Below are 24,035 nucleotides of genomic sequence, written 5' to 3'. Positions count from 1 at the left end.
ATCACAGGATCGGCAGTGCCGCCGCGGCCGAGACCAGACCGCAGACGAAGCCGACCAGCACCTGCATCGGCGTGTGGGCGCCCAGCTTCACCCGCGACCAGCCGATCAGCGCCACCCACGCGAACAGCAGGAGCCACAGCCAGGATCCATCGGCGAGCGCCAGGAAGGCGACGATGCTGGTCGCGACCGCCACGTGCAGGCTCACCTTCCACTTCAACGCCGCCGTGATCACGCCGGTCACCACCAGCGTGACCACGCCGACCACGGTGAACGCGACCACCACCGTGGGCGCCCCGACCGCGACCTCCACGACCACGCCGACGATCTGAATCAGCAGGATCAGCAACAGGATCAGCGGGCGCTGCGACCGATCGGAGACATGGTGATCGCCACCGCCCCGCACCTTCATCGCCGCGAAGATCAGTGCCATCGGCAGGATCGCCGTGAGCAGCACCAGCACGACGCCCCAGACGACCGACCGGGCGAGTACGCCGACGGCGATGCTGCCCAGGATGTTCGATACCCACGGCGCACCGATCTCCGTGATCACCTTCGCGAACCGCACCGATGAATCCGGCTGCGCCACCGCATCGTCCGTCACTGCACACTCCATTCGTCGGCGATGCTCTCCACCCAGTCCAGCGCGTCGGTCCCCTCCGGTGCCGCGAGCGCGTCGATCGACATCGCCTCGGAGCCGGAGGCCGCCAGCCACGCGGCCACCTCACCCGGGGTGCGGCGCGGGCCGGCCGCCGGGATCCCGCGCAAGCGCCCCTCCATGTACAGCGCGTCCAGCACCTCCACCGAGCGGTCCTCGACCTGCTCGATCCGGGTGGCGCGCCTCCACGAATCCCGCTGCACACCCGGCCACAGCGCCACGAGGTAGTCGTGCAGCCCGCGGATCCGCCGCCGCGCGCCGGTGGCCCGGATCCAGTCGTACACCGTCGAATAGATCACGCCACTCAGCAGCCCCAGCGCACCCACGTAGGCCAGGATCGGGGTGATGTCGTAGACCACCTGCGCATCGCCGTGCAGGTACGGCGCCGCCAGCGCGTAGCCGCCGCGCAGGGCCGCGTACACGGTGCTCACCCCGGCGCCGACGCAGAGGAGGATCACGCCGTAGTCGCGCGGCGAGCGCACCATCTTGAGCAGCGGGACGAACACCAGGAAGATCGCGAAAGCCGCGAGGAACGGATAGATCTCGGACACCGCGTATGACAGGCCGTACGGGCCACCCTGCCGCACCGCGACCCGCTCGAAGACGGCATCGTCGAGCACCGGAAGCCGCGGCCGCGCGGCGAAGAAGAGCGCCGTCGCCCCGAGGAAGCCGGCGGTGGCGAGGCCGACGTGGATCGCGATCCACCGCCGCGACTGCCCGACGAACGCCGGAACCGCCGCCGAGGCCACGATCGCGGCACCCATCGCGGCGGCACCGTCGGAGGCGAACTTCATCGGCACCGTGCCGTTGCCGATCACCCCGTGCAGGGCCGCCTCGACCGCGGGGATGTTCAGGGTCACGTGCGCGGCGAAGCCCCAATACAGGATCGCCTGGCCCAGCACGACCGGGGAGTACCGCCCCGTGGACAGTCGCCAGAACCGTTGCGCCCCCACCGCCCACAGGACGGTGGCGAAAACCATCGAGAACATGACCTACCTCAGGAAATCGCTCAGCAGAATGGCGGACCGCGGGTCGGCGACGCGCTGCGTCCGCCGCAGCCTGCTCAGCAGGCGCCGGGCGAACATCTCCGCCGCCGCCTCCTCGGCCACCGCGCCCTGGTCGGACTCCCGGCACAGCATGAAGTTCACGACCTCGGCCGAGGGCCGGTCGCTCCCCAGCAATTCGGTCAGGTCCGACCCGCCGCGGTGGCCGAGCAGTACGTGGCCCAGCTCGTGCGCGATCGTGTGCGCCTGCGAGGGCAGCCCCGGCGGGACCACGATCACGTCGTCGTCCGCCTTCGCCAGCCACCAGCCGAAGACCCCGGCGGGGAGGTCCTCGTCGAACTCTATGGAGAGCGGGCGCTCCCGCATCCGGGCCGCGGCAGCGACCAGCCCGGGCAGGGTGCGCGCCTCATCGGCGCTGCTCACCGCGAGCAGCCCGTTGAGAGCGGCGTCAACGTCGCTGGGGGAGCAGCCCCGTGCTCCGCGTCGCCCTCGGCTTCCGGCCATCACTAGCCCTTCCGTGAATGTCAGATAGCGATCGTAGCTAACGAATAGCGGAATCGCGTCCTCACCATCGCGACGAATCGGGCATCGGACCGCACATTGTTCCCGGGAACAACGGAAAGGCGCTTCTCTAGTTACGGGCGACTAACTGACCCCCGCACCGGCCCGGATAGAATGATCAGCGGAAACGACCCGTACTTGCTGATGGAGGCCGTCAATGGCAGGCAATCCCGACTTCGATCTGTTCCAGCTCCCCGAAGAGCACGAGGAGCTGCGCACGGCGATCCGGGCGCTGGCGGAGCGCGATATCGCGCCGCACGCCAAGGACGTCGACGAGAAGGAGCGCTTCCCGCAGGAGGCCCTCGACGCCCTCGTCGCCAGCGGTTTCAACGCCATCCACGTGCCCGAGGAGTACGGCGGCCAGGGCGCCGATTCCGTGGCCACCTGCATCGTGATCGAAGAGGTCGCCCGCGTCTGCGGCAGCTCCTCGCTGATCCCCGCCGTGAACAAGCTGGGCACCATGGGCCTGATCCTCAACGGCTCCGAGGAGCTCAAGCAGCAGGTGCTGCCCTCGCTCGCCAACGGTGAGGCCATGGCCTCCTACGCCCTCTCCGAGCGCGAGGCCGGCTCCGACGCCGCGTCGATGCGCACCCGCGCCCGCAAGGACGGCGAGGACTGGGTCCTCAACGGCTCCAAGTGCTGGATCACCAACGGCGGCAAGTCCACCTGGTACACCGTGATGGCCGTGACCGACCCCGAGAAGGGCGCCAACGGCATCAGCTCCTTCATCGTCAACAAGGACGACCCCGGCTTCTCCGTGACCGGTTACGAGCACAAGCTGGGCATCAAGGGCAGCCCCACCGCCGAGCTGGCCTTCGAGGAGTGCCGCATCCCCGGCGACCGGATCATCGGCGCCGAGGGCACCGGCTTCAAGACCGCGCTGCAGACCCTCGACCACACCCGCCCCACCATCGGCGCGCAGGCCGTGGGCATCGCGCAGGGCGCGCTCGACGTGGCGATCGACTACATCAAGGATCGCAAGCAGTTCGGCAAGTCGATCTCCGAGTTCCAGGGCATCCAGTTCATGGTGGCCGATATGGCGATGCGCCTCGAGGCCGCCCGCCTCATGGTGTACACCGCCGCCGCCCGCGCCGAGCGCGGCGAGAAGAACCTGGGCTTCATCAGCTCCGCGTCGAAGTGCTTCGCCTCCGATGTCGCGATGGACGTGACCACCGACGCCGTGCAGCTGCTCGGCGGCGCTGGCTACACCCGTGACTTCCCGGTGGAGCGCATGATGCGCGACGCGAAGATCACCCAGATCTACGAGGGCACCAACCAGGTGCAGCGCCTCGTGATGAGCCGCCAGCTGCTCCGCTGAAAGATCAGGAAATCTCATCACATAAATACATTGCAATTACATAACGAGTCGTGCCGGGGGTCCGGCGCGTCCGTAATGTCGCATGTATGACGTTCAGCAAAGCCACTCTTGGTGATCTCAAGACCGCGGCCGCGGTGACGGCCACGGTGCTGGCGCTCGGCGGCACGCTGGTCGCCTGCGGCAACGAGACGAAGAAGGAATCGGCACCGTCGACGTCCAGCGCCGCCGCCAGTCCGGCGGCGGCGGGCGTGACCGGTGCTCCGGTGACGGCGACGGTGACCGCGGCACCCCAGGCCCCGGCCTCGGGGCCGACGATGCTCTCGGACCTGCGGACCGGCCGCAGCGACGATGCCGATCGTCTCGTCCTGCAATTCACCACGGCGGTGCCCAAGTACACCGTGGTCCGGCAGTCCGGTCCCATCCAGGACTGCGGATCCGGGGCCACCGTGGGCGATGTCGGCGAGTACCTCGTGGTGAAGGTCGAGCCGATCGCGCTGTTCGACGACAACGGCAATCCGGCCTACAAGGGCCCGAACAGCATCCCGGGACCCGGCGGTGGCGCGATCGACCGCGCGACGATCTCGTGCGCCTTCGAGGGGCAGCTGCAAGTCGCCGTGAAGCTCGCGGACGGCAAGGGCGCCAAGACCTCCAAGGACTTCACGCTCACCGGTCCGAGTCGGATCGTGCTGGACGTCAAGGGCTAGCGGCCCGGCGCCTCACGTGCCCGCCGCAGGGCGGCCGCGCACCGCTCACGCGAGCCGCGCGGTCGCCTTCTCCACGGAGAACTTCTCCATCAGCTTGTCCGCGTCCGGATTCGACACGTGGATCACCGACGCCGGCGCCGCGAACGGGGCCAGCAGGCCCGCGTAGACATCGTCGACGGTGCGCCACTCCCGCGTCGAGAGCACCCGGTCGCCCTTCGCGTACCCGGCCGAGGCGGCGAGCGCGGTGGAGCGGGCCAGCACGATCTCCACCGGATCGCCGTCGAAGACAGCGATGTCCGATCCCACCGGCCCCGGAATGAAAGCGTCGCCGTGCCCCCGGACCTCGGTGGTGTAATCGTCGATACCGGGCGGCAATTCGCGCACCGGCTGGCCGAAGGCGTCCAGTCCCACGGCGAGGATCTCGTCACCGTCGGCGTCGTCGATCAGGTCGGGGGAGACGAAGGTGACCGACCCGGACTCGCCGAACCGCACCTCGCACCCGGCCCACCACGCGCCGAACAGGATGCCCGCGGTCTGCCAGTGCGCGGGCAGCAGCACGCCCACCGGATCGCCCGGCCTCAGGCCGTACTGATCGCGCAACAGGTTGCCGCACTTGGCCGCCCAATTGCCCAGCGTGATCGCCGACAGGCCCATCCGGGCGCCGGAGGCATCGTCGTACCAGGTGAACCGCGGCGTCGACGGATCGGCCTGAACGATCGGCACCAACAGCTGATCGGTCACCGTCAGTCCACGCACGGCACGCCCCCGTCCTGCGATGCGGTGTACCCCGGCCGGTTCAGCAGCGAACTCACGCGCGCCGCCTCGCTCGGGTCCATCGCCTCCGTCATCCCCGGCGGGATCGACGTGGTGGTCGAGGCGCCCTCGTTATCGCTCGACGAACCGGGGCCCTTGTAGCCGTCCTTGAGCAACACCTTCACGTGCCCGGACTGCACCGACGAGTTCGCCACCACCGGCAGGCCGCCGAGCAGGGCCGCGACGGCCTTCGCCGACTGGTCGTTCGCGGACGAGGCCAGTACCGCGCTCTTGCCACTGGTCGAGGAGTCCGACGAGCTGGCGTTGCCCGTGGTGCCCTGCTGGAACTTCTCGCCCGTGAGGAAGGTCGAGACGCTGCTGGCCAGGCCGGGCGTCGAGCCGGCGTTCACCACATCGACGGTGGTGGCCGAGCGGTTCACCGACGGCACCGCGGGCGCGCTGCTGCTGGGCTTGGCGGGGGTCGAAGAACCGGGCTTATCGCCGAGCAGCGAGCGCACGTACGCCTGCACCTGCTTGGGATCGACCACCACCACGGACTGCTGGCCGTCGTCGCTCCAGCCGTCGTCGCGCACCACGGGCACGGTCGCGAACTTCACGCTGCCCGCCGAGAGGTTCGCGAGCTCCTTGGCGAAGTTCATCACGTCCCAGTTCGCATCGAGCGTGACCGAGGTGGTCACCGCGCTCTGCAGCTGGTTCACCTTGCTCGGGTTGGTGAGCGTGCCCGCCGAGAGGATCTTGTTCGCCAGCGAGGCCATGAACACCTGCTGCCGGGTGATCCGGTCCAGATCTCCGCGCGGCAGGCCGTGCCGCTGCCGCACGAAGCTCAGCGCCTGCGGGCCCTTGAGAGTCTGCTTCCCGGCGCGGAACCGGGCACCGGAGAAGGAATCGTTCACCGGCCGCTTGAGGCACACCTCCACGCCGCCCACCGCATCGGTGAGCCGGGAGAAGCCGACCAGGCCGATCTCGGCGTAGTTGTCCACCGAGACGCCGGTGAGGTTCGCGACCGTCTCCTGGAGCGCCTTGCGGCCCTCCTCGTTGCCGGCCTGCACCGCCTCCTTCTCGGGCTTCCCCTCCGCGATCAGCTTGTCGCGGGTCACGTTCGCGGCGCCCGCGAAGGCCGAGTTGATCTTGCCCTTACCCTGATCCGGAATCGCGACGTAGGCGTCGCGGGGGATCGAGATGGCCGTGGCCGACTTCCCGTTGTTCGGGATGCGGATCAGGATGATGGTGTCGGTGTTGAGCGTGCCGTCGTCGACGCCCGCGTTCAGCCGCGCCAGCTCCTGCTGGGTGAGCGGATTGCCCTTGGCGTCGGTGCGGGAATCGGTGCCCACGAGCAGGATGTCGGTCGCGCCGTCGGGCTGCTTGTTCGACAGCCCCCCGGTCCGGGCGATATCGCCGCCGAGCTGGTAGAACTGCGTCCACGCGACACCGGTCGTGACCAGCACGACAGCGGCCAGCAACGCGATGGTCGTCTTACCGGTCCGCGTGATCCGGGCACGCGTCTGATCCGACAGATCGGCCGCACCGGGCACCCGTGACCGGGTGCCGGACTCGCCGGTCGAGGCCGCGCCCTCGTTCTCCGCGCGCACGCTGCGCCGGGGCGGCTTACCGCTGCCACGGGAATGCCGGGCTCCGCGGGGACCAGGGCTGTCGCTCACCAACTCTCCTTCTCGCACACGACGGTCGACACACCAGTATCGCAGGGCTCGGCCCCGCCACACCGTGGGTCACATTCCCATAACGGTACCGACCCGCCGCGCGATCCTGCCGCAGCGCGCCGTCGCGTAGCCTTGTGCGACGTGAACGTGGTGATCACCGGAGCCGCCGGTCAACTCGGATCCGCCCTGGTGGCGGCCGCTGCCGCCCGCGGCATCACCGTGCGTGCGCTGACCCGCACCCAACTCGATGTGACCTCGTCACATCAGGTCGGCGCCCTCGACCTCGACGCCGACACCGTGCTGATCAACTGCGTGGCCCACACCGCCGTCGACGCCGCCGAATCCGAACCCGAGGCCGCGGCGGCCCTCAACACCGACGTCCCCGCCCGCCTGGCCCGACGGTGCGCGGAGACCGGCGCCCGGCTCGTCCACGTCTCCACCGACTACGTCTTCGGACCCGCACCGACCCCGCCGCGCCCGTGGGAGCCCACCGACCCGACCGGCCCCGTCGGCGTCTACGGCCGCACCAAACTGGCCGGCGAGCAGGCCGCCCGCGAAGCCGACCCGCGCACCGTGGTGGTGCGCACCGCCTGGGTGTACACCGGCCGCACCCCGGACGGGGCCTGGGCCCGCGACTTCGTCGGCACCATGGGCCGCCTCGCCGACGACGGCGTGGACCCGAAGGTGGTCGCCGACCAGACCGGCTCGCCCACCTACGCCCCCGACCTCGCCGCGGGACTGCTCGACCTCGCCACCCTGCTCGCCGCCGCACCCGGCCGGCCCGGCACCGTCCTGCACGCCGCCGGGGGCGGGGCCGCCACCTGGTTCGACGTGGCCCGGGGCGCCTTCGCCCGCACCGGTGCCGACCCCGACCGGGTGGCGCCCTGCACCACCGACGAGTTCCCGCGCCCCGCGCCCCGCCCCGCGTACTCGGTGCTCTCGCCCGCCTCCTGGACCGCTGCGGGCCTGGCGCCCCTGCCCGACTGGCGCGACGCGCTGGACCGGGCGCTCGGGGCGGTCGCAAACCCCGACCCGGTAGCCTGACCGCGTGCCCGGTACCGACGACTCGACCCCCGCGCGTGACATCACCCTCGCCGTGGTCACCGTGACCTACTCGCCGGGCGAGCATCTCGAAAACTTCCTGAACAGCATCGACGGCGCCTTCTCGGGGGCCACGCCCCGCGTGATCATGGCCGACAACGGCTCGACCGACGGCTCCCCGGAGGCCGCCGCACAGGCCCACGACGAGGCGGAGCTGCTGCGCACCGGCGCCAACCTCGGCTACGGCGGCGCCATCAACTACGCCGTCGCCCGGGTCCAGGACGACCCCGACTTCCTGCTCATCAGCAACCCCGACGTGGTCTTCGGGCCCGGCTCGATCGACGAACTGATCGCCGCGGCCGGACGGCACCCCGACGCGGGCTCCCTCGGGCCGCTGATCCACGACCCCGACGGCACCGTGTACCCGTCCGCCCGCAGCGTGCCGAACATGGTCTCCGGCATCGGCCACGCCCTGCTCGGCACCGTGTGGAAGTCGAATCCGTGGACCCGCGCCTACCAGCAGGCGCAGGCCGAGATCACCGAGCGCGAGGCCGGCTGGCTGTCGGGCTCCTGCCTGCTGGTGCGTCCCGCCGCCTTCGAATCCATCGGCGGCTTCGACGATCGCTACTTCATGTACATGGAGGACGTGGACTTCGGCGATCGCCTCGCGCGGGCCGGGTGGCGCAACGTGTACGTCCCGTCGGCAGAGATCGTGCACGCCAAGGGACACGCGGCGGGGAAGGTGCCCGAGCTGATGCTCCCGGCGCACCACGAATCCGCCTACCGGTTCTTCGCCGACCGCCACCCCGGTCGGGCGGCCGCACCGCTGCGTGCGGCGATGAAAGTGGGCCTCGCCGTGCGCTCGAAGATCAGCGTGCTCGCGGCGGTCCGCGCGCGTGGAACGGACAAGGGGGAGTAGATGACCGAACCGGTGCAAGACCTCAGCGACGTCGAGGCGGTGATCCTGGTCGGCGGCAAGGGAACCCGGCTCCGGCCGCTCACCCTGTCGGCGCCCAAGCCGATGCTGCCCACCGCGGGCAAGCCCTTCCTGACCCACCTGCTCTCCCGGATCCGCGACGCCGGCATCCGGCGCGTGGTGTTGGGCACCTCCTTCAAGGCGGAGGTCTTCGAGGAGTACTTCGGCGACGGATCCGAACTGGGACTGGAACTGTCGTACGTGGTGGAGACCGAACCGCTGGGCACCGGCGGCGGCATCCGCAACGTGCTGCCCGCGCTGCGCGCCGACAACGTGCTCGTGTTCAACGGTGATGTGCTGGGCGGCAGCGATATCCGCGCCGTGGTGCAGACCCACCGGGACAAGAACGCCGACGTTACCATGCACCTGGTGCGGGTGCCCGACCCCCGTGCCTTCGGCTGCGTGCCCACCGACGCCGACGGTCGCGTGACCGCCTTCCTGGAGAAGACGCAGGATCCGCCCACCGATCAGATCAACGCCGGCTGCTACGTCTTCAAGCGCTCGGTGATCGAGGAGATCCCCACGGGCCGACCGGTCTCCGTGGAACGCGAGGTCTTCCCCGCCCTGCTCAACGAAGGCCGCAAGCTGTACGGCCACGTGGACTACGGGTACTGGCGCGATATGGGCACGCCCGAGGACTTCGTGGCCGGCAGCTCCGATCTGGTGCGCGGCATCGCCCCGTCGGCCGCCCTCGACGGCGCCCGCGGCGAATCGCTCGTGCACCCCGGCGCCTCGGTGGCGCCCGGCGCCCTGCTGATCGGCGGCACCGTGGTGGGCCGCGGCGCCGAGATCGGCGCGGGAGCCCGGCTCGACGGTGCCGTCATCTTCGACGGTGTGCGGGTGGAAGCCGGGGCCATCGTGGAACGCTCGATCGTCGGCTTCGGCGCCCACATCGGCCCGCGGGCCCGCGTCCGCGACGCGGTGATCGGCGACGGCGCATCCATCGGGGCACGCTGCGAGCTGCTCGACGGGGTGCGGATCTGGCCCGGTGTCGAGCTGCCCGACGGCGGAGTGCGATTCTCGACCGATGTCTGAGCACCAGCGGGCCGATGTCTGAGTACCAGCGGTACGTCGCGATCGGTGACTCCTTCACCGAGGGAGTCGGCGATCCCGATCCGACCGGCACCCACGAGTACCGCGGCTGGTCGGACCGCGTCGCCGAGGTCATGGCCGCGCGCGACCCCGGATTCGGCTACGCCAACCTCGCGATCCGCGGCAAGAAGATGGACCAGATCGTCGACGAGCAGCTCGACGCCGCGCTCGCGCTGCAGCCCGATCTCGTGACCGTCTACGCCGGTGCGAACGACCTGATCCGCCCCTCCGTGGACGTCGACGCCGTCGTGCAGACCTACGACGCCCTGATCGCGCGCCTGATCGACGCCGGTGCCACCGTGCTGATGTGGACCGCCGCCGACAGCCACGGCAGCGGCATCTTCGGCGCGCTCCGCGGCCGCTTCGCCGTCTACAACGAGCTGGTGCGCGAGATCGCCGACCGCCGGGGCGCGCTGCTGCTCGACTACTGGCGCATGAAGGAGTACCGCGACCTGCGGATGTGGGAGTTCGACCGCATCCACATGTCCGAACCCGGCCACCTGCGGATGGCGATCGAGGTGCTCGACGTGCTCGGCGTGCCGCACACCCTCCAGGTGCCCGACCTCGGTCCGGTCCCCGAGATCAGCGCCGCCGAGGACCGCGAGATCAAGCGCAAGTGGCGCCGCGAATTCGCCTACCCGTGGGTGGTCCGCCGCGTGCGCGGAATCTCCACCGGCGACGGCCTGCCCCCGAAGTACCCCACGCTCATGCGGCCCGTCGGTGTGGAGCAGGAACGCTCCGCGCCGTAGCGGTCGCGCGGGTGGTTCATACTGTCGGCCATGCTTTCCGCCCCTGCACCGCGTCGATCGCTGCGCCGTGAAGTGCGGTCAGAAACGCTCGATCACCGTCGTCCTCCTGGTTGGACGGAACCGACATGCCGAACAACGTCACGACGTGCTCGGCGTCGAGCCAAGCCGCATACCCATAGCCGCCGGTGACCAGCATGGTGCCGCCTTTCCCGGAGAACGTGACGAGCCTCTGCAGGTGCCCGCCGGGCGGGTTCGGGATCTCATCTCCGGTACAGATTCCCGCCAGCTGGGGGTGGCGCACGACCATCATCGGTGTGGTGGACGGTGTCTCGGTCGATGGGGACGGAGCGGCAAGTTCGCGTGCTGCCGACGGCAGAGTCAGCGCGGACACGATGACGCGGAACACGCCTACGCGGAGCACTATGGAGTCCACCGCGGCGCCGATGACGTCGCCCAGTCCTGCGATGGCGGCCACGCGTTTGGTCTGCGCGGAAGAGTAGTCGAGCTCGGACTCGCCGATCACCGCGATCGCTTCAGAGATCTGTTGTGCAGTGATCACTGCGGGCGGCGCGAGCACCGCGTCGAGGCCGCCGGGCAGGGTGCTGGCCCATCTGCGGAATGCCGCCGGATCGAAGACCGCGATCGGTCCTCCGGGTATCCGCTCTCTGGCGGCTAAGCGGCCGAAGACACACGCCAGTGCGGCGGTAATTTGCATTTGGGCGTCGGTGGGCAAGTGCGGTTCGTCGGCCACCGGCGGCGATGGCGGATAGATGCCGAAGATCCGGCGGATCATCTCGTCCTCGATGACATCGAACACCGGTCGTTCGACCACCCACAGTCCACTTTCCCAGGAGTAGTCCCAGACGTCTTCCGCACGATCCAGGTCGAGCATGAGTCCGCCGTACTGGTAGTTAGGGAAGACGACGAGGAGGCGGCTATCGTCCGGCCATGCCGCGCGGTCGAACTCCTCAAGCTCGGTACCGTCGCTGCTATTCAGTCGTCCTGCGATACCCCCGTTGCCATCCATGTTGTCCACGCCGTCGGCGTCACTGAACCGGTGCATCCCGGCAATCGATGTCAGTCCGTGGCCGAGTGTGCGGCCCCAGTCAGTCATGAAGCCATCGTGGAGGTCTGTATACAGGCGTCGAACGCGATCCGGGATTTCGTGCCAGCGTGCCGTCGACTGTGGCCAGTGACCGGATTCCCAACTTCCGATCCGTGACTCTGCGTCCGTGTCCGCGACCGGCTGGCCCCCGAAGACGAAGTCGAACCGGACTCCACTATTGCTGTAGTCGGGAAGAAAATCTGTTGTCCGGGCGAAGGCGTACACGAGGACAACCTCCGGGGTCGGAACGCGCCCCGTGATGAGGGCCGGAAAGACATCTACGCAGTGATCGGCTAACACCTGTCGGACGTGGCTAAACGAGTCGGGGAATGTTCGGAGCCACATTTGTACTGCTCGCGATACGGATTCGGAACCTGATACTGCCGCGATGTCGGCCCATATCTCGGGGGTTGGATAGTCCGACCTTGCGAGGTGTTGCGTGCCGATGGGCTCGATCGCGAGGTCACCGAATGATCCCTGAAGCTCGGAGAGGATCTCTTCGCGATCGTAGGTCGGGTGAGGTTCCGGCATGGCGGTGAGCGTAGGTCACGCGCACATACGGAGGCGATCACCGACCGGGACCGGCCTATCTCGATGACTACCGCGCGGAGGGCTGCCTGCAGCTCGGGGTGGGCTACTCGTCGTCGGGGACGAAGGCCTTGGCCGCGGCCACCAGGCCGCCGGCCAGGGGGAGCACCACCGGTAGCAGCGACTCGTCGGCCGCGATGAGCTGCGTGGCCTCGCGGGCGGCGATCGCCTCGTCGTCGACCGCGTTCGGATCCGGCACGCGGTAGCCCGCATCGCCCAGGTTCACCACGAGCACCCCGCCGGGACGCAGCAGACGCACTGCGTCGGCCACGTAGCGCGGATGGTCGACGGGCTCACCGTCGATGAAGATGAGGTCGTAGGCGGCGTCCGCGAGCCGCGGCAGCACGTCCAGCGCGTGACCGTTGATGAGCCGGGTGCGATTCGGCGCCACCCCGGCCTGCTGGAAGCCGATCTTCGCGGCGGCCTGGAACTCCGGCTCGGTCTCGATGGTGGTGAGCACCGAATCGGGGCGCATGCCCGACAGCAGCCACAGGCCGCTGATCCCCGCGCCCGTCCCCACCTCGACCACGGACTTCGCACCGCCGGCCGCGGCCAGCACCGACAGCAGGGCCCCCACCGAGGGCGCCACGGCGTCGACCCCCAGGTCGGCGGCCCGCTCGCGGGCGGATGCCATCGCCTCGTCCTCCACGATGGCATTCTCGGCGTAGGTCACCAGGGCGGATGTGGCGGCGGCGTTCGAGTCGTTGGACACGGGAAAAGCCTAACCGGTCGCCCGCCGGTAACCGGGCCGTGACTCGATCGTTAGCGACCGCGAAGGATGCACAGGCAACACTCAGGGAGGAATCAGCACTCCCACACTCCGCCAGGGAAAGGTATCGGTCAGTGAAGAACACCCGTCGCCGGGTTCGAGAAGGAACAAAACGGGCGGGCGGTCGGTTCTTCTGTAGGACCCCAGCCGAGCGGCCGGGGCACGAGGAGGAGAGCAATGGCCCTGGCCCGAAAGGCCGGACCCCAGCAAGAGCCTGAGCAGACGGCTCGGTACGCGACGTTCGACGATGAGCGCGCGGCCGATACGACGGGCACCGCCGCCTTCGACGCGACGGGTGACCGCTCGGTCATGCCGTCGTGGGACGAACTGGTCCGGGAGCACGCCGACCGTGTGTACCGGCTTGCCTACCGCCTCTCCGGCAACGCGCAGGACGCCGAGGACCTCACGCAGGAAACCTTCATCCGCGTCTTCCGCAGCCTCCAGAGCTACGAGCCCGGCACCTTCGAGGGCTGGCTGCACCGCATCACCACGAACCTGTTCCTCGACATGGTCCGCCGCCGCAACCGCATCCGCATGGAAGCGCTGCCCGAGGACTACGAGCGGGTTCCGTCCGACGATCCGGACCCCGGCCAGATCTACGCCGACGCCAACCTGAACCCGCAGCTGCAGACCGCGCTCGACGCGCTCTCGCCCGAGTTCCGTGCCGCCGTCGTGCTCGCCGACATCGAGGGCCTGTCCTACGAAGAGGTCGCGGCCACGCTCGGCGTCAAGCTGGGCACCGTGCGCTCGCGCATCCACCGCGGCCGCAAGTCGATCCGCGAGGCCCTCGAGAATCAGGGCCTGACCAGCAGCGCCTCGCTGTCGTACTGACGCGCGCCGAGCACGTCACACCAGGGAACCGTGGCTCCGGTCCGTTCGTTGTCCGTACAGTGGCAGGTACCCTGAGAACAGGGTCACGATTCCAGCGATACGGATAGAGGGGAGGCGCGATGGAGCACCTCAGCGGCAGCTTCAAACGGGCCTTCGCCCGTCGCCCCGGCGAGTTCTCGTCCACCGAGCACCTCGCCTTCGAGGCCGTGGTGGCCTTCGTCGACGGTGAGCTGCGGATGAACGCTCACCTGCGCGCCGGCACCCACATCGCCCAGTGCCCCATGTGCGCGGCCGAGGTCGACGCGCAGCGCCAGGTGCGCAACACGCTCCGCGAGTCCGGCGAGATCAGCGTGCCGAACCGGCTGCTCGGCCAGCTCGCGCAGATCCCCACCGAATGTTGCGGAGACCAGGCCGGTCCCGCCCCGTTCGAGGGATTTCCCACGTTCAACCCCGAGTCCTCGCGACGCGACGAGCGCAACAAGCGCGGTCGGCGGCGGAACGCTCGGTAGATTCGAGCCGTGACGTCCGACCCGAGCGACCAGTCTCAGCCCGCGAGCGATGCGGCGCGCCCGCGGCTCGAGCCGCGCCCCACGCACCGTCCCTCCGTCTCCGAGGGCGAACAGGTGGTCTTCGGCCGGCCCGACGGGCTGTCCGGCTCGTTCGAGCCCCGCTCCGCCCGGAACGGCGACGGTGCGCGGCCCCAGCCGCGCGCGGCGGCCCCGGACCCCGTGCTGACCGAGGCCTTCTCCCGGCCCCCGGGCAGCGTCGACACCCTGCAGCGCGATCCCTACGCGGCCTCGCTCGACCCGGAGAAGCCGGAGGAGCCCGCGGACCCCTGGCGCGATACCGACAGCCCCGCCGCCCTGGGTGATCCGGGACTCGACGCGCCGCCCAAGCCCGAACCGAAGCCCGATCCGGGCAAACTCGGCGTGAGCGATGTGCTGTTCGGCCGCCGGATCGACAACCGCGCGCTCATCGTCCTCGGATCGATCGCCCTCATCATCGGCCTCGTCGGCGGACTGCTGGGCGGCGTCATCGGCCGGGTCACCGGCACCACCGTGCAGCAGCTGACCGATAAGCGCGTCGCGCTGCCCGTCGACGATGCGAAGGTGCCCGACGACGGGGCCTACGCCGCCCTCGCCGGCTCGGTCGCCGCCAGCGTGGTGACCCTCGAGATCTTCACCAAGACCGACGGATCGCAGGGCTCGGGTTCGGTGATCGACGCCGGCGGCGGCTACATCATGACCAACAACCACGTGATCGACCTGGCGCAGCAGAACAAGGACGCGAAGATCGAGGTGGTCTTCTCCAGCGGTCAGCGGGTGCCGGCGAAGCTCGTCGGCGCCGATCCCGCGACCGATATCGCCGTGGTCAAGGTGGCCGTCGACGGCCTGAAGCAGATCACCATCGGCGATTCCGACAAGCTGGTCCCCGGGCAGCCCGTGATGGCCGTCGGCTCGCCGCGCGGCCTGCGGCAGTCGGTGACTACCGGCGTCGTCTCCGCCATCCACCGTCCCGTGCTGGCACCGCCGCTCGGGCCGAACCCGCCCGCCGTCTTCGACAGCGTGCAGACCGATGCGTCGATCAACCCCGGTAACTCCGGTGGCCCGCTCATCGACCTGCAGGGCCGGCAGATCGGCATGAACACCATCATCCGGTCGGCGTCCGGCGGCTCGGAGGGCCTCGGTTTCGCCATCGCCTCCAACGTCTTCCAGCCCATCGCGCAGGCACTGATCCGCGGCGACAAGATCGTGCACGCGGAGATCGGCATCAACGGCCGCGAGGTGCGCAACGAGACCGCGCAGGGCGTCCAGGTGGAGAACGTGAAGAAGGGCGCCGCCGCCGAGAAGGCGGGCATCCGCGAGGGCGACGTGATCACCAAGGTCGGCGACAAGGAGATCGACGATTCCGCCGCGCTCGCCGTGGAGATCCGCGCCGTGGGTGTGGGCAAGGAGACCACGGTGACGGTGGTGCGCGACGGCCGCCAGGTGCCGATCAAGGTGACGCCGACCGCGGCCTGACGCCGGACCCGGCTACCATGGCAGGGTGTTCTCGAATCTCGGTATGGGGGAGATCCTCATGCTGGTCGTGGTGGGCCTGGTGATCCTGGGTCCCGAGCGACTGCCGGGTGCCGTGAACTGGTTCTTCACCGCGCTGCGCCAGGTGCGCGAGTACGCGACCGGCGCCACGCAGCAGCTCAAAGACGATATGGGTTCCGATTTCGATTCCCTGCGCGAGCCGCTGCAGCAGATCCAGAACCTGCGCGGGATGACGCCCACCGCCATCGTCACCAAGCACCTGCTGGACGGCGACGACACCGTGATCCGGCAGATGGGTGATCAGGTGCGGTCCACCGCCGATTCGCTCAACGTCTCCAAGATCATCAACGGCACGGAGCAGGCGCCCGCCGCCGCGGTCGACGCCGCGCCCCTCGAGGTGCCGCCCGGTCCGATGCCGACGATGCCCCGCATCCACGAGCCCCTCACCCCCGGCGAACGCCCACCCTTCGATCCGGACGCCACGTAGCCCTGCTGCCGCTGCCGGTGGTGCGATCCGCGGCCGGTAGTCGGCAGCGGTTGCAGCTCCCGGAGGGGGCTGTCCCTGTGGATAACGCCGATCCTGTGGATGGACGGCCGCCGAGCACCCTGTCCGGAGCCCGACATCGAGTTCACTGGGTGCATGGGGCGGATCTGGACGCGGCAGCAACTCAAGCTGATGGGATGGAGCGACGCCCGGATCGCTCGCGAGACCGGCGCGGGCATCCGGCGCCTGGCGCACGGCGTCTACGGACCGAACACCGACGCCCCGGCATGGGAGCTGTACCGCGAGCGCATCCTGGCCGCCGCCACAACCTGCGGCGCCGTCGTCAGTCATCAGAGCGCCGCCGCCCTCCACGGCATCCCGGTGCTGCATCCGGATCGCAGCCTCGTCCACTTCACGGTCGACCGCATGAGCGGTGGCGGGAGACGACGCGGTCTGCACATCCACCCCCGGCCGTTGCCCGCGGATCAGGTGACCGTGGTCGACGGTGTCCGCGTGACCACGCGATGCCGGACGGCGATCGACGTCGCCATGTCGGGCGATGTGGACCGCGGTGTGTGCGCGATCGACGCCGTGCGGTTGATCCGGCGCTATCCGAGCCCGATCGACCCACCGCCCGTCGAGCTCGCGGATCTGACGCAGTGCCTCGCCCTGCTCAGCGGGCGGACCGGGGCGTTCGTGGCGCGCAGGGCAGTGGAACTCTCCGTCGACCGCAGTGAATCGGCGGGCGAATCGTGGTCCAGGATGCAGATCCTGGCCGCGGGTCTGCCGATGCCGCGACTTCAGGTGCCGCGCACGATCGAGGGTGAAACCTACGTCGCGGACTTCGATTGGGGACCGATGACCGGCGAATTCGACGGCCGCGGCAAATACGGGGCCGATCCGGCCGAAGTCGACAGCGCGCTCGCCGACGAGAAGCGGCGCCATGCCGCATTCGCTGCCTCGGGCGTTGAGGTGGTGCGCTGGCAGTGGCGGGAACTCGCGGCGCCGAACCGGCTGCGGGACATCCTCACCCCCGCACTGGTGCGGAACGGCCTCCTCGCCGTCGCGTGAGCTATCCCCTCCGGTAGTGCGATCCGCTGCCCGCTACCGGCCGCGGATCGGACTACCGGCCGCGGATCGGACAACCGGAAGGCTAGACGGGAAGCCGCATACCGAGGCTGTGCGGTGCCGTCTCGACGAAGCCGAGCTTGCGGTACAGCGGGCGACCGGGACCGTCGGCCATCAGCGTGATGTACGGATCCGCGGGCGCGTGGGTGCGGATCTCAGCGATCAGCCACTCCAGGATGGCCCGCCCGATCCCGCGGCCCTGATACGTGGGCAGCGTGGCCATATCGGCGATGTGGAAGTACCAGCCGCCGTCGCCCAGCACCCGGCCCATGCCGACCACCGCACCGTCGGACAGCACGTGGCACCAGCGCCAACTGTTCGCGAGCGCACCCGCGGCCTGCTCCTCCGATTTCGGCGACAGCCCCGAATCCGCCCGCAGCCGAACGTAGTCGGCGAGCGGTGGCGGACCGACGACGAGCTCGAAGCTCACAGGTGACGCGTGGTGTCGATCCCCAGGCTCATGCCCGCGAGCCCGCGTTTGCGTACGGCCAGCTTGTCGGCGATGGCGCGCAGCGCCGTACCGGTGGGGGATTCGGGATCGGACAGCACCACCGGGGTACCCGCGTCGCCCGCCTCGCGCAGTTGCGGATCGAGCGGGATCTGGCCCAGCAGTGGCACATCGGCGCCCACGGCGCGGGTGAGCCGGGCGGCCACCTGCTCGCCGCCGCCGGAACCGAAGACGTCCAGCACCGTCCCGTCGGGCAGGGTGAGACCGGCCATGTTCTCGATCACGCCGGCCACCCGCTGACGGGTCTGCAGCGCGATGGCACCGGCCCGCTCCGCGACCTCGGCCGCCGCCGTCTGCGGCGTGGTGACCACCAGGATCTCCGCGCCCGGGATCAGCTGCGCGATCGAGATCGCCACATCGCCGGTGCCGGGCGGCAGGTCGAGCAGGAGCACATCGAGATCGCCCCAGAAGACATCGGCCAGGAACTGCTGCAACGCGCGGTGCAGCATCGGGCCGCGCCACACCACGGGGGTGTTCCCACTGGTGAACATGGCCACCGAGATCACCTTCACGCCGTGCGCCTGCGGCGGCATGATCATCGAATCCACCTGGGTGGGCCGCGCCTCGGTGCCCATCATCCGCGGCACCGAGTGGCCGTAGATATCGGCGTCCAGCACACCCACCGAGAGGCCGCGCGCCGCCAGCGCCGCGGCCAGGTTCACGGTCACGGAGCTCTTGCCCACGCCGCCCTTGCCCGACGCCACCGCGTACACGCGGGTCAGCGACCCGGGCTGGGCGAAGGGGATCACCGGCTCGGCCTTATCGCCGCGCACCGTTTTGCGCAGCTCCGCGCGCTGCTCGTCGTTCATCACGTCCAGCTCGACGCGCACCTCGCCCGCGCCGGGGACGTCCGCGACGGCGGTCCGCACGCGGTCCACGATCTGGCTGCGCATGGGGCACGCCGACGTGGTCAGGTACACCTCGACATCGACCGACGAGTCGGGTTGCACCGCGACCGACTTCACCATCCCCAGATCGGTGATCGGCTTCCCGATCTCGGGGTCGTTCACGGTGGCCAGGGCCGACCGGATCGCGTCTTCCGTTACCGCAGTCATAGCCCCTCCATCGTATCCGGGCAGGGAAATCGGCCGAGCGCGGCCGCACCGGGACCGAGGGCCGGCCGGCTGGACGCGGCCGGCCGGATGCCCGACGGTGGGCCGCAGGGCAGGCAGCGCCTGCAGTGACTTCTTAGGAAGGGCCCGCGATCGCGTCGGCCAGCAGCTCCGGGGCATCGTCGACCCCGTGTACCCGCCACGGCGACACCCAGCCCGCCGCGGCCAGCCCGGAGTACACCGCGCCCGTGCGGACCTGCAGGTCGGCGTCCCGCTCGTAGGCGTCGCGGGTGCGCGAGGCATCGGCCGCCTCCCGGGAACGGGCCCGCTCGGCGGCCACCGCCACCGGCACGTCCAGGTACACCTGCAGATCGGGCACCGGCAGGCCGAACCGCTCGAACTCCAACTCGCGCACCCAGGCCGCGGCGGCACCGTCGGCCGACTCGCCCAGGCGGGCCGCGCTGTACGCCGCCGACGATGCGGCGTACCGGTCCAGCAGCACCACGTCGTGCGCGCCGAGCAGGCCGCGGATCTCATCCGCCGCGTCGCGCCGGTCCAGCGCGAACAGCAGGCCCATGCCGTACACCGACGCCGTGGCGTCGCCGTGCCCGCCGCGCAGCGCCTCGGCCGCGAGATCGGCGTGGATCGAGCGCCCGTACCGCGGGAAGGCCAGCGCCCCCACGGTGAGACCACGGCCGGTGAGCCGCTCCGTGACCGCCCGGGTGAGGGTGTTCTTGCCCGCCCCGTCGAGCCCCTCGATCGCCACCAGAGTTCCCATAGGCGGCAATGCTAGGTGTCGTAGCGGCGCGAACATTGTCCGCGGTGACAATATGGACAGTATGAAACCCCGCATCCTGGTGATCGACGACGATCCGGCGCTGGCGGAGATGCTCACCATCGTGCTGCGCAACGAGGGCTTCGACTCGATGGTGGTGGGCGACGGCACGCAGGCCCTCGGCGCGGCCCGCGAGTTCCGCCCCGATCTCGTGCTGCTCGACCTCATGCTGCCCGGCATGAACGGCATCGACGTGGCGCGCGTGCTGCGCGCCGACTCCAACGTGCCGATCGTGATGCTCACCGCCAAGGCCGACACCGTGGACGTGGTGCTGGGCCTCGAGTCCGGCGCCGACGACTACGTGATCAAACCCTTCAAGCCCAAGGAGCTCGTGGCCCGCGTGCGCGCCCGGCTGCGCCGCACCGCCGACGAGCCCAGCGATCTGCTCTCGATCGGCAACGTGATCATCGACGTCCCGGCGCACAAGGTGACCCGCGACGGCGAGGTCGTGCCGCTCACCCCCACCGAGTTCGACCTGCTGGTGACCATGGCCCGCAAACCGCGTCAGGTGTTCACCCGCGACGTGCTGCTCGAACAGGTGTGGGGCTACCGGCACCCGGCCGACACCCGGCTGGTCAACGTCCACATCCAGCGTCTGCGCGCGAAGATCGAGAAGGACCCGGAGAACCCGGAGATCGTGCTCACGCTGAGGGGAGTCGGCTACAAGGCCGGCCCGGCGTGAGGCGCATCGTGAGCGCCGCATGGTGAAGCGTCCCCGCCTGCAGGACCTGCGCGACCTGCCGCGCGACCCCCGTGAACTGCTCACGGGGGTCGCCCGGTTCGCCGGACAGTCCCTCACCTATGCCGGCCGGGTGTGGCGCCGGTCCCTGCAGTGGCGCGTGGTGACCTCCACGCTGGCACTGAGCCTCGCGGTGCTGCTGCTGCTGGGCTTCGTGCTCACCTCGCAGCTCGCCACTCAGCTGGTCCAGGCCAAACTCTCCGCCGGTGAGGAGGAGACGGCGCGGGTCAAGCAGGTGGTCGAGGTCACGCTGAGCCGCAGCGAGGCCCGCCCCGAGGGGGTCGAGACCACGCTGCGGCAGGTACGCGCGAACCTCGTGACCCAGGGCTCCGACGTGGCTCCGTCGGCGGCCCGGTCGGGCAGCTACGACCCGGTGCTGATCGTGCCGCACGGCGCCGGCCGGGCGCCCACCGTGGTGGGCGCCGAGAGCGAGGTCCCGCAGTCGCTGCAGACCTTCGTGCGCAGCGGGCAGACCGCTTATCAGCACGCGACGGTCACCGACAGCACGGGCCGCTACGGCAAGGTGCTGGTGATCGGCACCCCCGTGCAGTCGTCCGTGCAGGGACTGGAGCTGTACCTGGTGTTCCCGCTGACTCAGGAGGAGGACACGCTCAACCTGATGCAGCGCACGCTGGTCACCGGCGCCGCGGTGCTGCTGGTGCTGCTGGCGGCAGTGAGCCTGCTGGTGGCCCGGCAGGTGGTGCTGCCCGTGCGCTCGGCCGCACGGATCGCGGTGCGGTTCGCCGAGGGTCGGCTCAAGGAACGGATGCCGGTGCGCGGCGAGGACGACATCGCGCGGCTGGCGATGAGCTTCAACGACATGGCCGAATCGCTGTCCAAGCAGATCAATCAGCTGGAGGAGTTCGGCAATCTGCAACGCCAGTTCACCTCCGACGTCTCGCACGAACTGCGGACCCCGCTGACCACCGTGCGGATGGCCGCCGACATGATCGCCGACTCCGCCGACGAACTCGATCCGGGCCTGCGGCGCACCACCGAGCTGATGGTCACCGAACTGGACCGGTTCGAGCTGCTGCTGGCCGAGCTGCTGGAGATCTCCCGGCACGACGCGGGCGTGGCCGAACTGCACTCGGAGAAGATCGACATCGATGTGCCGATCAACGCCGCCGTCAGCACCGTGCGCCACCTCGCCGACGAGTCCGGCACCGAGCTCATCGTGGACCTGCCCGACGATCCGGTGATCGTCGACGCCGACGCCCGCCGGGTGGAACGCGTGCTGCGCAACCTGCTCGCGAACGCCATCGACCACAGCGAAGGGAAGCCGGTGATCCTCACCATGCGCGCCGACGACGACGCCGTCGCCGTGACGGTGCGCGACTACGGCGTGGGGCTGCGGCCGGGTGAGGAGAAACTGGTCTTCAACCGGTTCTGGCGCTCGGACCCGTCGCGCGTGCGGCGCTCCGGCGGCACCGGACTGGGCCTGGCCATCAGCATCGAGGACGCCCGGCTGCACAGCGGCCGGCTGGAGGCGTGGGGCGAGCCCGGCAACGGCGCCTGCTTCCGCCTCACCCTGCCCCGCGAGCGCGGCCACCGGATTCTGGTGAGTCCGCTCCCGCTCAAGCCCACCTTCCGCAAGCCCGCGACGGAGGGGGACGACGATGCGTGAGTCCCGGTGCGCGCGACTGCTGATCGCGCTGCTCGCCGCATCGCTGGCGCTGGCGGGATGCGCCACCATCCCCGGCGATTCCCGGCCCAGTGTGATCGGCGACCTCGGCGGCAAACAGTCGGTCGATCGGAACATCACCCCGCAGAAGGACGCCCCGCCGGAGACGATCGTGCGCGACTTCCTCAAGGCGAACGCGATGGCGGACAACAACTACGCCGCCTCGCGCAAGTTCCTGGTGGCGGCGGGCGCGACCACCTGGCAGGTGCCGCAGCGCGCCGTGGTGGTCAAGAACATCGACGTGCTGCCCACCGAGCGCTCCTCCGATCTCATCAAGGCGACCATCCGCGCGCAGGCCACCGGATTCTTCGGCGCCGACGGCACTTTCGAGCCGACCAGCCAGTCGATCACCCAGAACCTGCAACTGGTGCAGGTCGAGGGGCAGTGGCGCATCCAGGGCCTCAGCGATGTGGGCGCCACCCCGATGCTGGTGATCGACACCCAGCAGTTCCGCGCCGTGTACAGCCGGTACGTGCTCTACTTCCCGGACCCCACCGGCCGCACCCTGGTGCCGGATGCGCGATGGCTCGCCAGCCCCCGCGCGAAACTCCCCGCCGATCTGTTGATGCTGCTGGTGCGCGGCCCGCGGTCGAGCCTGGTGGGTGCCGTCTTCAATCCCTTCGGCAGCACCGCGTCGGTCCGCGGATCGGTGACCGATGCGCAGGGCGCCGAACGAGACCCCGGGGTCGGATACGCGGGTGTCCGCGTCGATTTCACGGGCCTGCCGCGGATGGACCCCGATGTGGGACGCCTGCTCGCCGGGCAGGTGGTGTGGACGCTGGCCGGCGCCGAGGTGCAGGGACCGTACGTGATCACCGTGGACGGCACGCCGCTCGACGATAAGCACGTCTCGGGCTGGAACCCGAACGACGTGGCCTCCAGCAGCCCGAACGCCTCGTCCGATCTGGCGGTCGGCCTGCACGGCGTGCTCGACGGCCGGTTCGTCAAGGTGTCCGGCGCGGCCGTCACCCCGGTGGCCGGGCCCTTCGGCGTGAGCAATTCGATCCGGTCCGTGGGCCTGTCGGCCTCGGGCCGGCAGGTGGCGGCCGTCCTCGATTCGGGTCCGCGCGGCGGCCCCGGCACGGCACTGTCCATCGGCCCGTACGGCGGCGTGCCCACCCAGGTGCTCACCGCGGGCTCGATGACCCGCCCGTCCTGGATGCCCGACGACGCCACGGTGTGGACGGTGCTCGACGGCACCCGGGTGGTGCGGCTGCGGCAGGACCAGACCACCGGCGAGGTCACGCCGACCGATGTGGATTCGGCGGAGGTCGCCGCCGCGGCGCCCGGTCCGATCACCGAACTGCGGCTCTCCCGTGACGGGGTCCGGGTCGCGCTGATCGCGGGCGGCAAGGTGCTGGTGGGCGTGATCCTCACCAAACCCGACGGGCAGCCCACCATCTCCCGGTTGCAGCCGGTGGAGACCGACCGTGACCTGGCTCCGGCCTCGGTGGACTGGCAGACCGGCGACACCTTCGTGGTGGGCCGCAACACCACGGAATCGCCCGTGCTGACGGTGCGCTACGACGCGGGTGACGTCATCGCGCTGCCCAGCCGCAACCTCTCGCCCCCGGTCACGATGGTCGCGGCCTCGCTGAACACGATCTACGCGACCGATTCGTCCGGGGTGTGGAGCATCGCCATCGGCGCGGACAGCGGCGCGCAATACTGGAGCCAGGTGGATCGCCTGGCGGGGGGCCGGGCGAACCCGGTGATGCCGGGCTAGCGCGCCACCGCCGGC

The 24,035-nt window shown here is 70.1% G+C and carries 24 protein-coding genes; 14 read left to right on the top strand and 10 right to left on the bottom strand.

The window, feature by feature from the left end; genetic code table 11:
• Nucleotide 1: 1 nt before the first annotated feature.
• Genes ABD108_RS02740 through ABD108_RS02730 form a run of 3 tightly spaced genes read right to left on the bottom strand, consistent with a single transcriptional unit; the run spans nt 2 to nt 2,082 of the window.
• The gene (locus tag ABD108_RS02740) at nt 2-601 is read right to left on the bottom strand and encodes a phosphatase PAP2 family protein (protein WP_343929169.1); all 600 of its coding nucleotides are present in this window, start codon (nt 599-601) and stop codon (nt 2-4) included.
• Entirely contained in the window at nt 598-1,644 is a 1,047-nt protein-coding gene (locus tag ABD108_RS02735; protein ID WP_343929168.1) for a hypothetical protein, read from the bottom strand. The genes ABD108_RS02740 and ABD108_RS02735 overlap by 4 nt, the downstream gene beginning before the upstream one ends.
• Before the next feature lie 3 nt (nt 1,645-1,647).
• On the bottom strand, nt 1,648-2,082 hold the full coding sequence (locus tag ABD108_RS02730) for a DUF955 domain-containing protein (protein ID WP_343929167.1): 435 nt from the start codon (nt 2,080-2,082) through the stop codon (nt 1,648-1,650).
• A 295-nt stretch (nt 2,083-2,377) separates the two neighbouring features.
• Between ABD108_RS02730 and ABD108_RS02725 the strand changes: the two genes are divergently transcribed.
• Nucleotides 2,378-3,538, top strand: coding sequence for an acyl-CoA dehydrogenase (locus tag ABD108_RS02725; protein WP_220656263.1), 1,161 nt, complete (start codon nt 2,378-2,380; stop codon nt 3,536-3,538).
• Nucleotides 3,539-3,624: 86 nt separating this feature from the next.
• Entirely contained in the window at nt 3,625-4,242 is a 618-nt protein-coding gene (locus tag ABD108_RS02720) for an AMIN-like domain-containing (lipo)protein (RefSeq protein ID WP_343929166.1), read from the top strand.
• A 45-nt stretch (nt 4,243-4,287) separates the two neighbouring features.
• Here ABD108_RS02720 and ABD108_RS02715 read toward each other — a convergent pair whose 3' ends face one another.
• Entirely contained in the window at nt 4,288-4,998 is a 711-nt protein-coding gene (locus ABD108_RS02715; protein ID WP_343929165.1) for a TIGR03089 family protein, read from the bottom strand.
• On the bottom strand, nt 4,986-6,674 hold the full coding sequence (locus ABD108_RS02710) for an LCP family protein (protein ID WP_343929164.1): 1,689 nt from the start codon (nt 6,672-6,674) through the stop codon (nt 4,986-4,988). Before ABD108_RS02710 ends, ABD108_RS02715 begins: the two co-directional genes overlap by 13 nt.
• A gap of 132 nt (nt 6,675-6,806) precedes the next feature.
• Here ABD108_RS02710 and rfbD point away from each other — a divergent pair, with 132 nt between their 5' ends.
• Genes rfbD through ABD108_RS02690 form a run of 4 tightly spaced genes read left to right on the top strand, consistent with a single transcriptional unit; the run spans nt 6,807 to nt 10,532 of the window.
• Nucleotides 6,807-7,718 carry a dTDP-4-dehydrorhamnose reductase gene (gene rfbD / locus ABD108_RS02705; protein WP_425579755.1) on the top strand — a complete coding sequence of 304 codons (912 nt, stop codon included), beginning with the start codon at nt 6,807-6,809 and terminating at the stop codon, nt 7,716-7,718.
• Between the two features lie 4 nt (nt 7,719-7,722).
• Nucleotides 7,723-8,634 carry a glycosyltransferase family 2 protein gene (locus tag ABD108_RS02700; protein ID WP_220656259.1) on the top strand — a complete coding sequence of 304 codons (912 nt, stop codon included), beginning with the start codon at nt 7,723-7,725 and terminating at the stop codon, nt 8,632-8,634.
• The gene (gene manB, locus ABD108_RS02695) at nt 8,635-9,726 is read left to right on the top strand and encodes a mannose-1-phosphate guanylyltransferase (protein ID WP_220656258.1); all 1,092 of its coding nucleotides are present in this window, start codon (nt 8,635-8,637) and stop codon (nt 9,724-9,726) included.
• A gap of 14 nt (nt 9,727-9,740) precedes the next feature.
• A complete protein-coding gene (locus ABD108_RS02690) occupies nt 9,741-10,532 on the top strand; it encodes an SGNH/GDSL hydrolase family protein (RefSeq protein WP_343929162.1) in 792 nt (263 codons plus the stop codon).
• 16 nt (nt 10,533-10,548) lie between these two features.
• Here the strand turns inward: ABD108_RS02690 and ABD108_RS02685 are convergent, their stop codons facing one another.
• On the bottom strand, nt 10,549-11,646 hold the full coding sequence (locus tag ABD108_RS02685) for a hypothetical protein (RefSeq protein WP_343929161.1): 1,098 nt from the start codon (nt 11,644-11,646) through the stop codon (nt 10,549-10,551).
• A gap of 625 nt (nt 11,647-12,271) precedes the next feature.
• Nucleotides 12,272-12,937, bottom strand: coding sequence for an O-methyltransferase (locus ABD108_RS02680; protein ID WP_425579754.1), 666 nt, complete (start codon nt 12,935-12,937; stop codon nt 12,272-12,274).
• 234 nt (nt 12,938-13,171) lie between these two features.
• Here ABD108_RS02680 and sigE point away from each other — a divergent pair, with 234 nt between their 5' ends.
• The 5 genes from sigE (at nt 13,172) to ABD108_RS02655 (ending at nt 17,419) form a co-directional block, all read left to right on the top strand.
• Nucleotides 13,172-13,825, top strand: coding sequence for an RNA polymerase sigma factor SigE (gene sigE / locus ABD108_RS02675; RefSeq protein WP_220656255.1), 654 nt, complete (start codon nt 13,172-13,174; stop codon nt 13,823-13,825).
• A gap of 119 nt (nt 13,826-13,944) precedes the next feature.
• A complete protein-coding gene (locus ABD108_RS02670; protein WP_304941237.1) occupies nt 13,945-14,334 on the top strand; it encodes an RNA polymerase subunit sigma-70 in 390 nt (129 codons plus the stop codon).
• Nucleotides 14,335-14,343: 9 nt separating this feature from the next.
• Nucleotides 14,344-15,846 carry a S1C family serine protease gene (locus ABD108_RS02665; protein WP_305109946.1) on the top strand — a complete coding sequence of 501 codons (1,503 nt, stop codon included), beginning with the start codon at nt 14,344-14,346 and terminating at the stop codon, nt 15,844-15,846.
• A 25-nt stretch (nt 15,847-15,871) separates the two neighbouring features.
• On the top strand, nt 15,872-16,351 hold the full coding sequence (tatB, locus tag ABD108_RS02660; protein WP_343929160.1) for a Sec-independent protein translocase protein TatB: 480 nt from the start codon (nt 15,872-15,874) through the stop codon (nt 16,349-16,351).
• Nucleotides 16,352-16,504: 153 nt separating this feature from the next.
• A complete protein-coding gene (locus tag ABD108_RS02655) occupies nt 16,505-17,419 on the top strand; it encodes a hypothetical protein (protein WP_343929159.1) in 915 nt (304 codons plus the stop codon).
• Nucleotides 17,420-17,501: 82 nt separating this feature from the next.
• On the opposite strand, the gene ABD108_RS02650 is transcribed toward ABD108_RS02655, so the two are convergent.
• From ABD108_RS02650 to ABD108_RS02640, 3 genes are all read right to left on the bottom strand, one after another.
• Nucleotides 17,502-17,906: a GNAT family N-acetyltransferase gene (locus tag ABD108_RS02650; protein WP_220656251.1), complete on the bottom strand. Its 405-nt coding sequence runs from the start codon at nt 17,904-17,906 to the stop codon at nt 17,502-17,504.
• A complete protein-coding gene (locus tag ABD108_RS02645; protein ID WP_220656250.1) occupies nt 17,903-19,039 on the bottom strand; it encodes an Mrp/NBP35 family ATP-binding protein in 1,137 nt (378 codons plus the stop codon). Before ABD108_RS02645 ends, ABD108_RS02650 begins: the two co-directional genes overlap by 4 nt.
• Before the next feature lie 133 nt (nt 19,040-19,172).
• Nucleotides 19,173-19,814: a dTMP kinase gene (locus ABD108_RS02640; protein ID WP_343929158.1), complete on the bottom strand. Its 642-nt coding sequence runs from the start codon at nt 19,812-19,814 to the stop codon at nt 19,173-19,175.
• Nucleotides 19,815-19,866: 52 nt separating this feature from the next.
• On the opposite strand from ABD108_RS02640, the gene mtrA reads away from it, so the two are divergent.
• From mtrA to lpqB, 3 genes are read left to right on the top strand one after another with little or no spacing between them, the layout of a single operon-like run.
• Complete coding sequence (gene mtrA, locus ABD108_RS02635) at nt 19,867-20,553, top strand: MtrAB system response regulator MtrA (RefSeq protein ID WP_343929157.1); 687 nt, start codon at nt 19,867-19,869, stop codon at nt 20,551-20,553.
• A 19-nt stretch (nt 20,554-20,572) separates the two neighbouring features.
• Nucleotides 20,573-22,237: an MtrAB system histidine kinase MtrB gene (gene mtrB / locus ABD108_RS02630; RefSeq protein WP_220656248.1), complete on the top strand. Its 1,665-nt coding sequence runs from the start codon at nt 20,573-20,575 to the stop codon at nt 22,235-22,237.
• The gene (gene lpqB / locus ABD108_RS02625; RefSeq protein WP_343929156.1) at nt 22,230-24,020 is read left to right on the top strand and encodes an MtrAB system accessory lipoprotein LpqB; all 1,791 of its coding nucleotides are present in this window, start codon (nt 22,230-22,232) and stop codon (nt 24,018-24,020) included. The genes mtrB and lpqB overlap by 8 nt, the downstream gene beginning before the upstream one ends.
• Nucleotides 24,021-24,035 lie beyond the last annotated feature (15 nt).

It is taken from the genome of Tsukamurella strandjordii (assembly GCF_039525985.1).
Lineage (GTDB): Bacteria > Actinomycetota > Actinomycetes > Mycobacteriales > Mycobacteriaceae > Tsukamurella > Tsukamurella strandjordii.
The sequence above is the reverse complement of the archived record's forward strand: the minus strand, read 5'-3'. Positions and strand labels throughout refer to the sequence as shown.

Coding starts and splice junctions, on each gene's coding strand:
- ABD108_RS02735 (WP_343929168.1), bottom strand. CDS start 1,644: ATGTTCTCGATGGTTTTCGCCACCGTCCTGTGGGCGGTGGGGGCGCAA.
- ABD108_RS02725 (WP_220656263.1), top strand. CDS start 2,378: ATGGCAGGCAATCCCGACTTCGATCTGTTCCAGCTCCCCGAAGAGCAC.
- ABD108_RS02720 (WP_343929166.1), top strand. CDS start 3,625: ATGACGTTCAGCAAAGCCACTCTTGGTGATCTCAAGACCGCGGCCGCG.
- manB (WP_220656258.1), top strand. CDS start 8,635: ATGACCGAACCGGTGCAAGACCTCAGCGACGTCGAGGCGGTGATCCTG.
- ABD108_RS02690 (WP_343929162.1), top strand. CDS start 9,741: ATGTCTGAGTACCAGCGGTACGTCGCGATCGGTGACTCCTTCACCGAG.
- ABD108_RS02685 (WP_343929161.1), bottom strand. CDS start 11,646: ATGACTGACTGGGGCCGCACACTCGGCCACGGACTGACATCGATTGCC.
- sigE (WP_220656255.1), top strand. CDS start 13,172: ATGGCCCTGGCCCGAAAGGCCGGACCCCAGCAAGAGCCTGAGCAGACG.
- ABD108_RS02670 (WP_304941237.1), top strand. CDS start 13,945: ATGGAGCACCTCAGCGGCAGCTTCAAACGGGCCTTCGCCCGTCGCCCC.
- ABD108_RS02655 (WP_343929159.1), top strand. CDS start 16,505: ATGGGGCGGATCTGGACGCGGCAGCAACTCAAGCTGATGGGATGGAGC.
- ABD108_RS02645 (WP_220656250.1), bottom strand. CDS start 19,039: ATGACTGCGGTAACGGAAGACGCGATCCGGTCGGCCCTGGCCACCGTG.
- ABD108_RS02640 (WP_343929158.1), bottom strand. CDS start 19,814: ATGGGAACTCTGGTGGCGATCGAGGGGCTCGACGGGGCGGGCAAGAAC.
- mtrA (WP_343929157.1), top strand. CDS start 19,867: ATGGACAGTATGAAACCCCGCATCCTGGTGATCGACGACGATCCGGCG.
- mtrB (WP_220656248.1), top strand. CDS start 20,573: ATGGTGAAGCGTCCCCGCCTGCAGGACCTGCGCGACCTGCCGCGCGAC.
- lpqB (WP_343929156.1), top strand. CDS start 22,230: ATGCGTGAGTCCCGGTGCGCGCGACTGCTGATCGCGCTGCTCGCCGCA.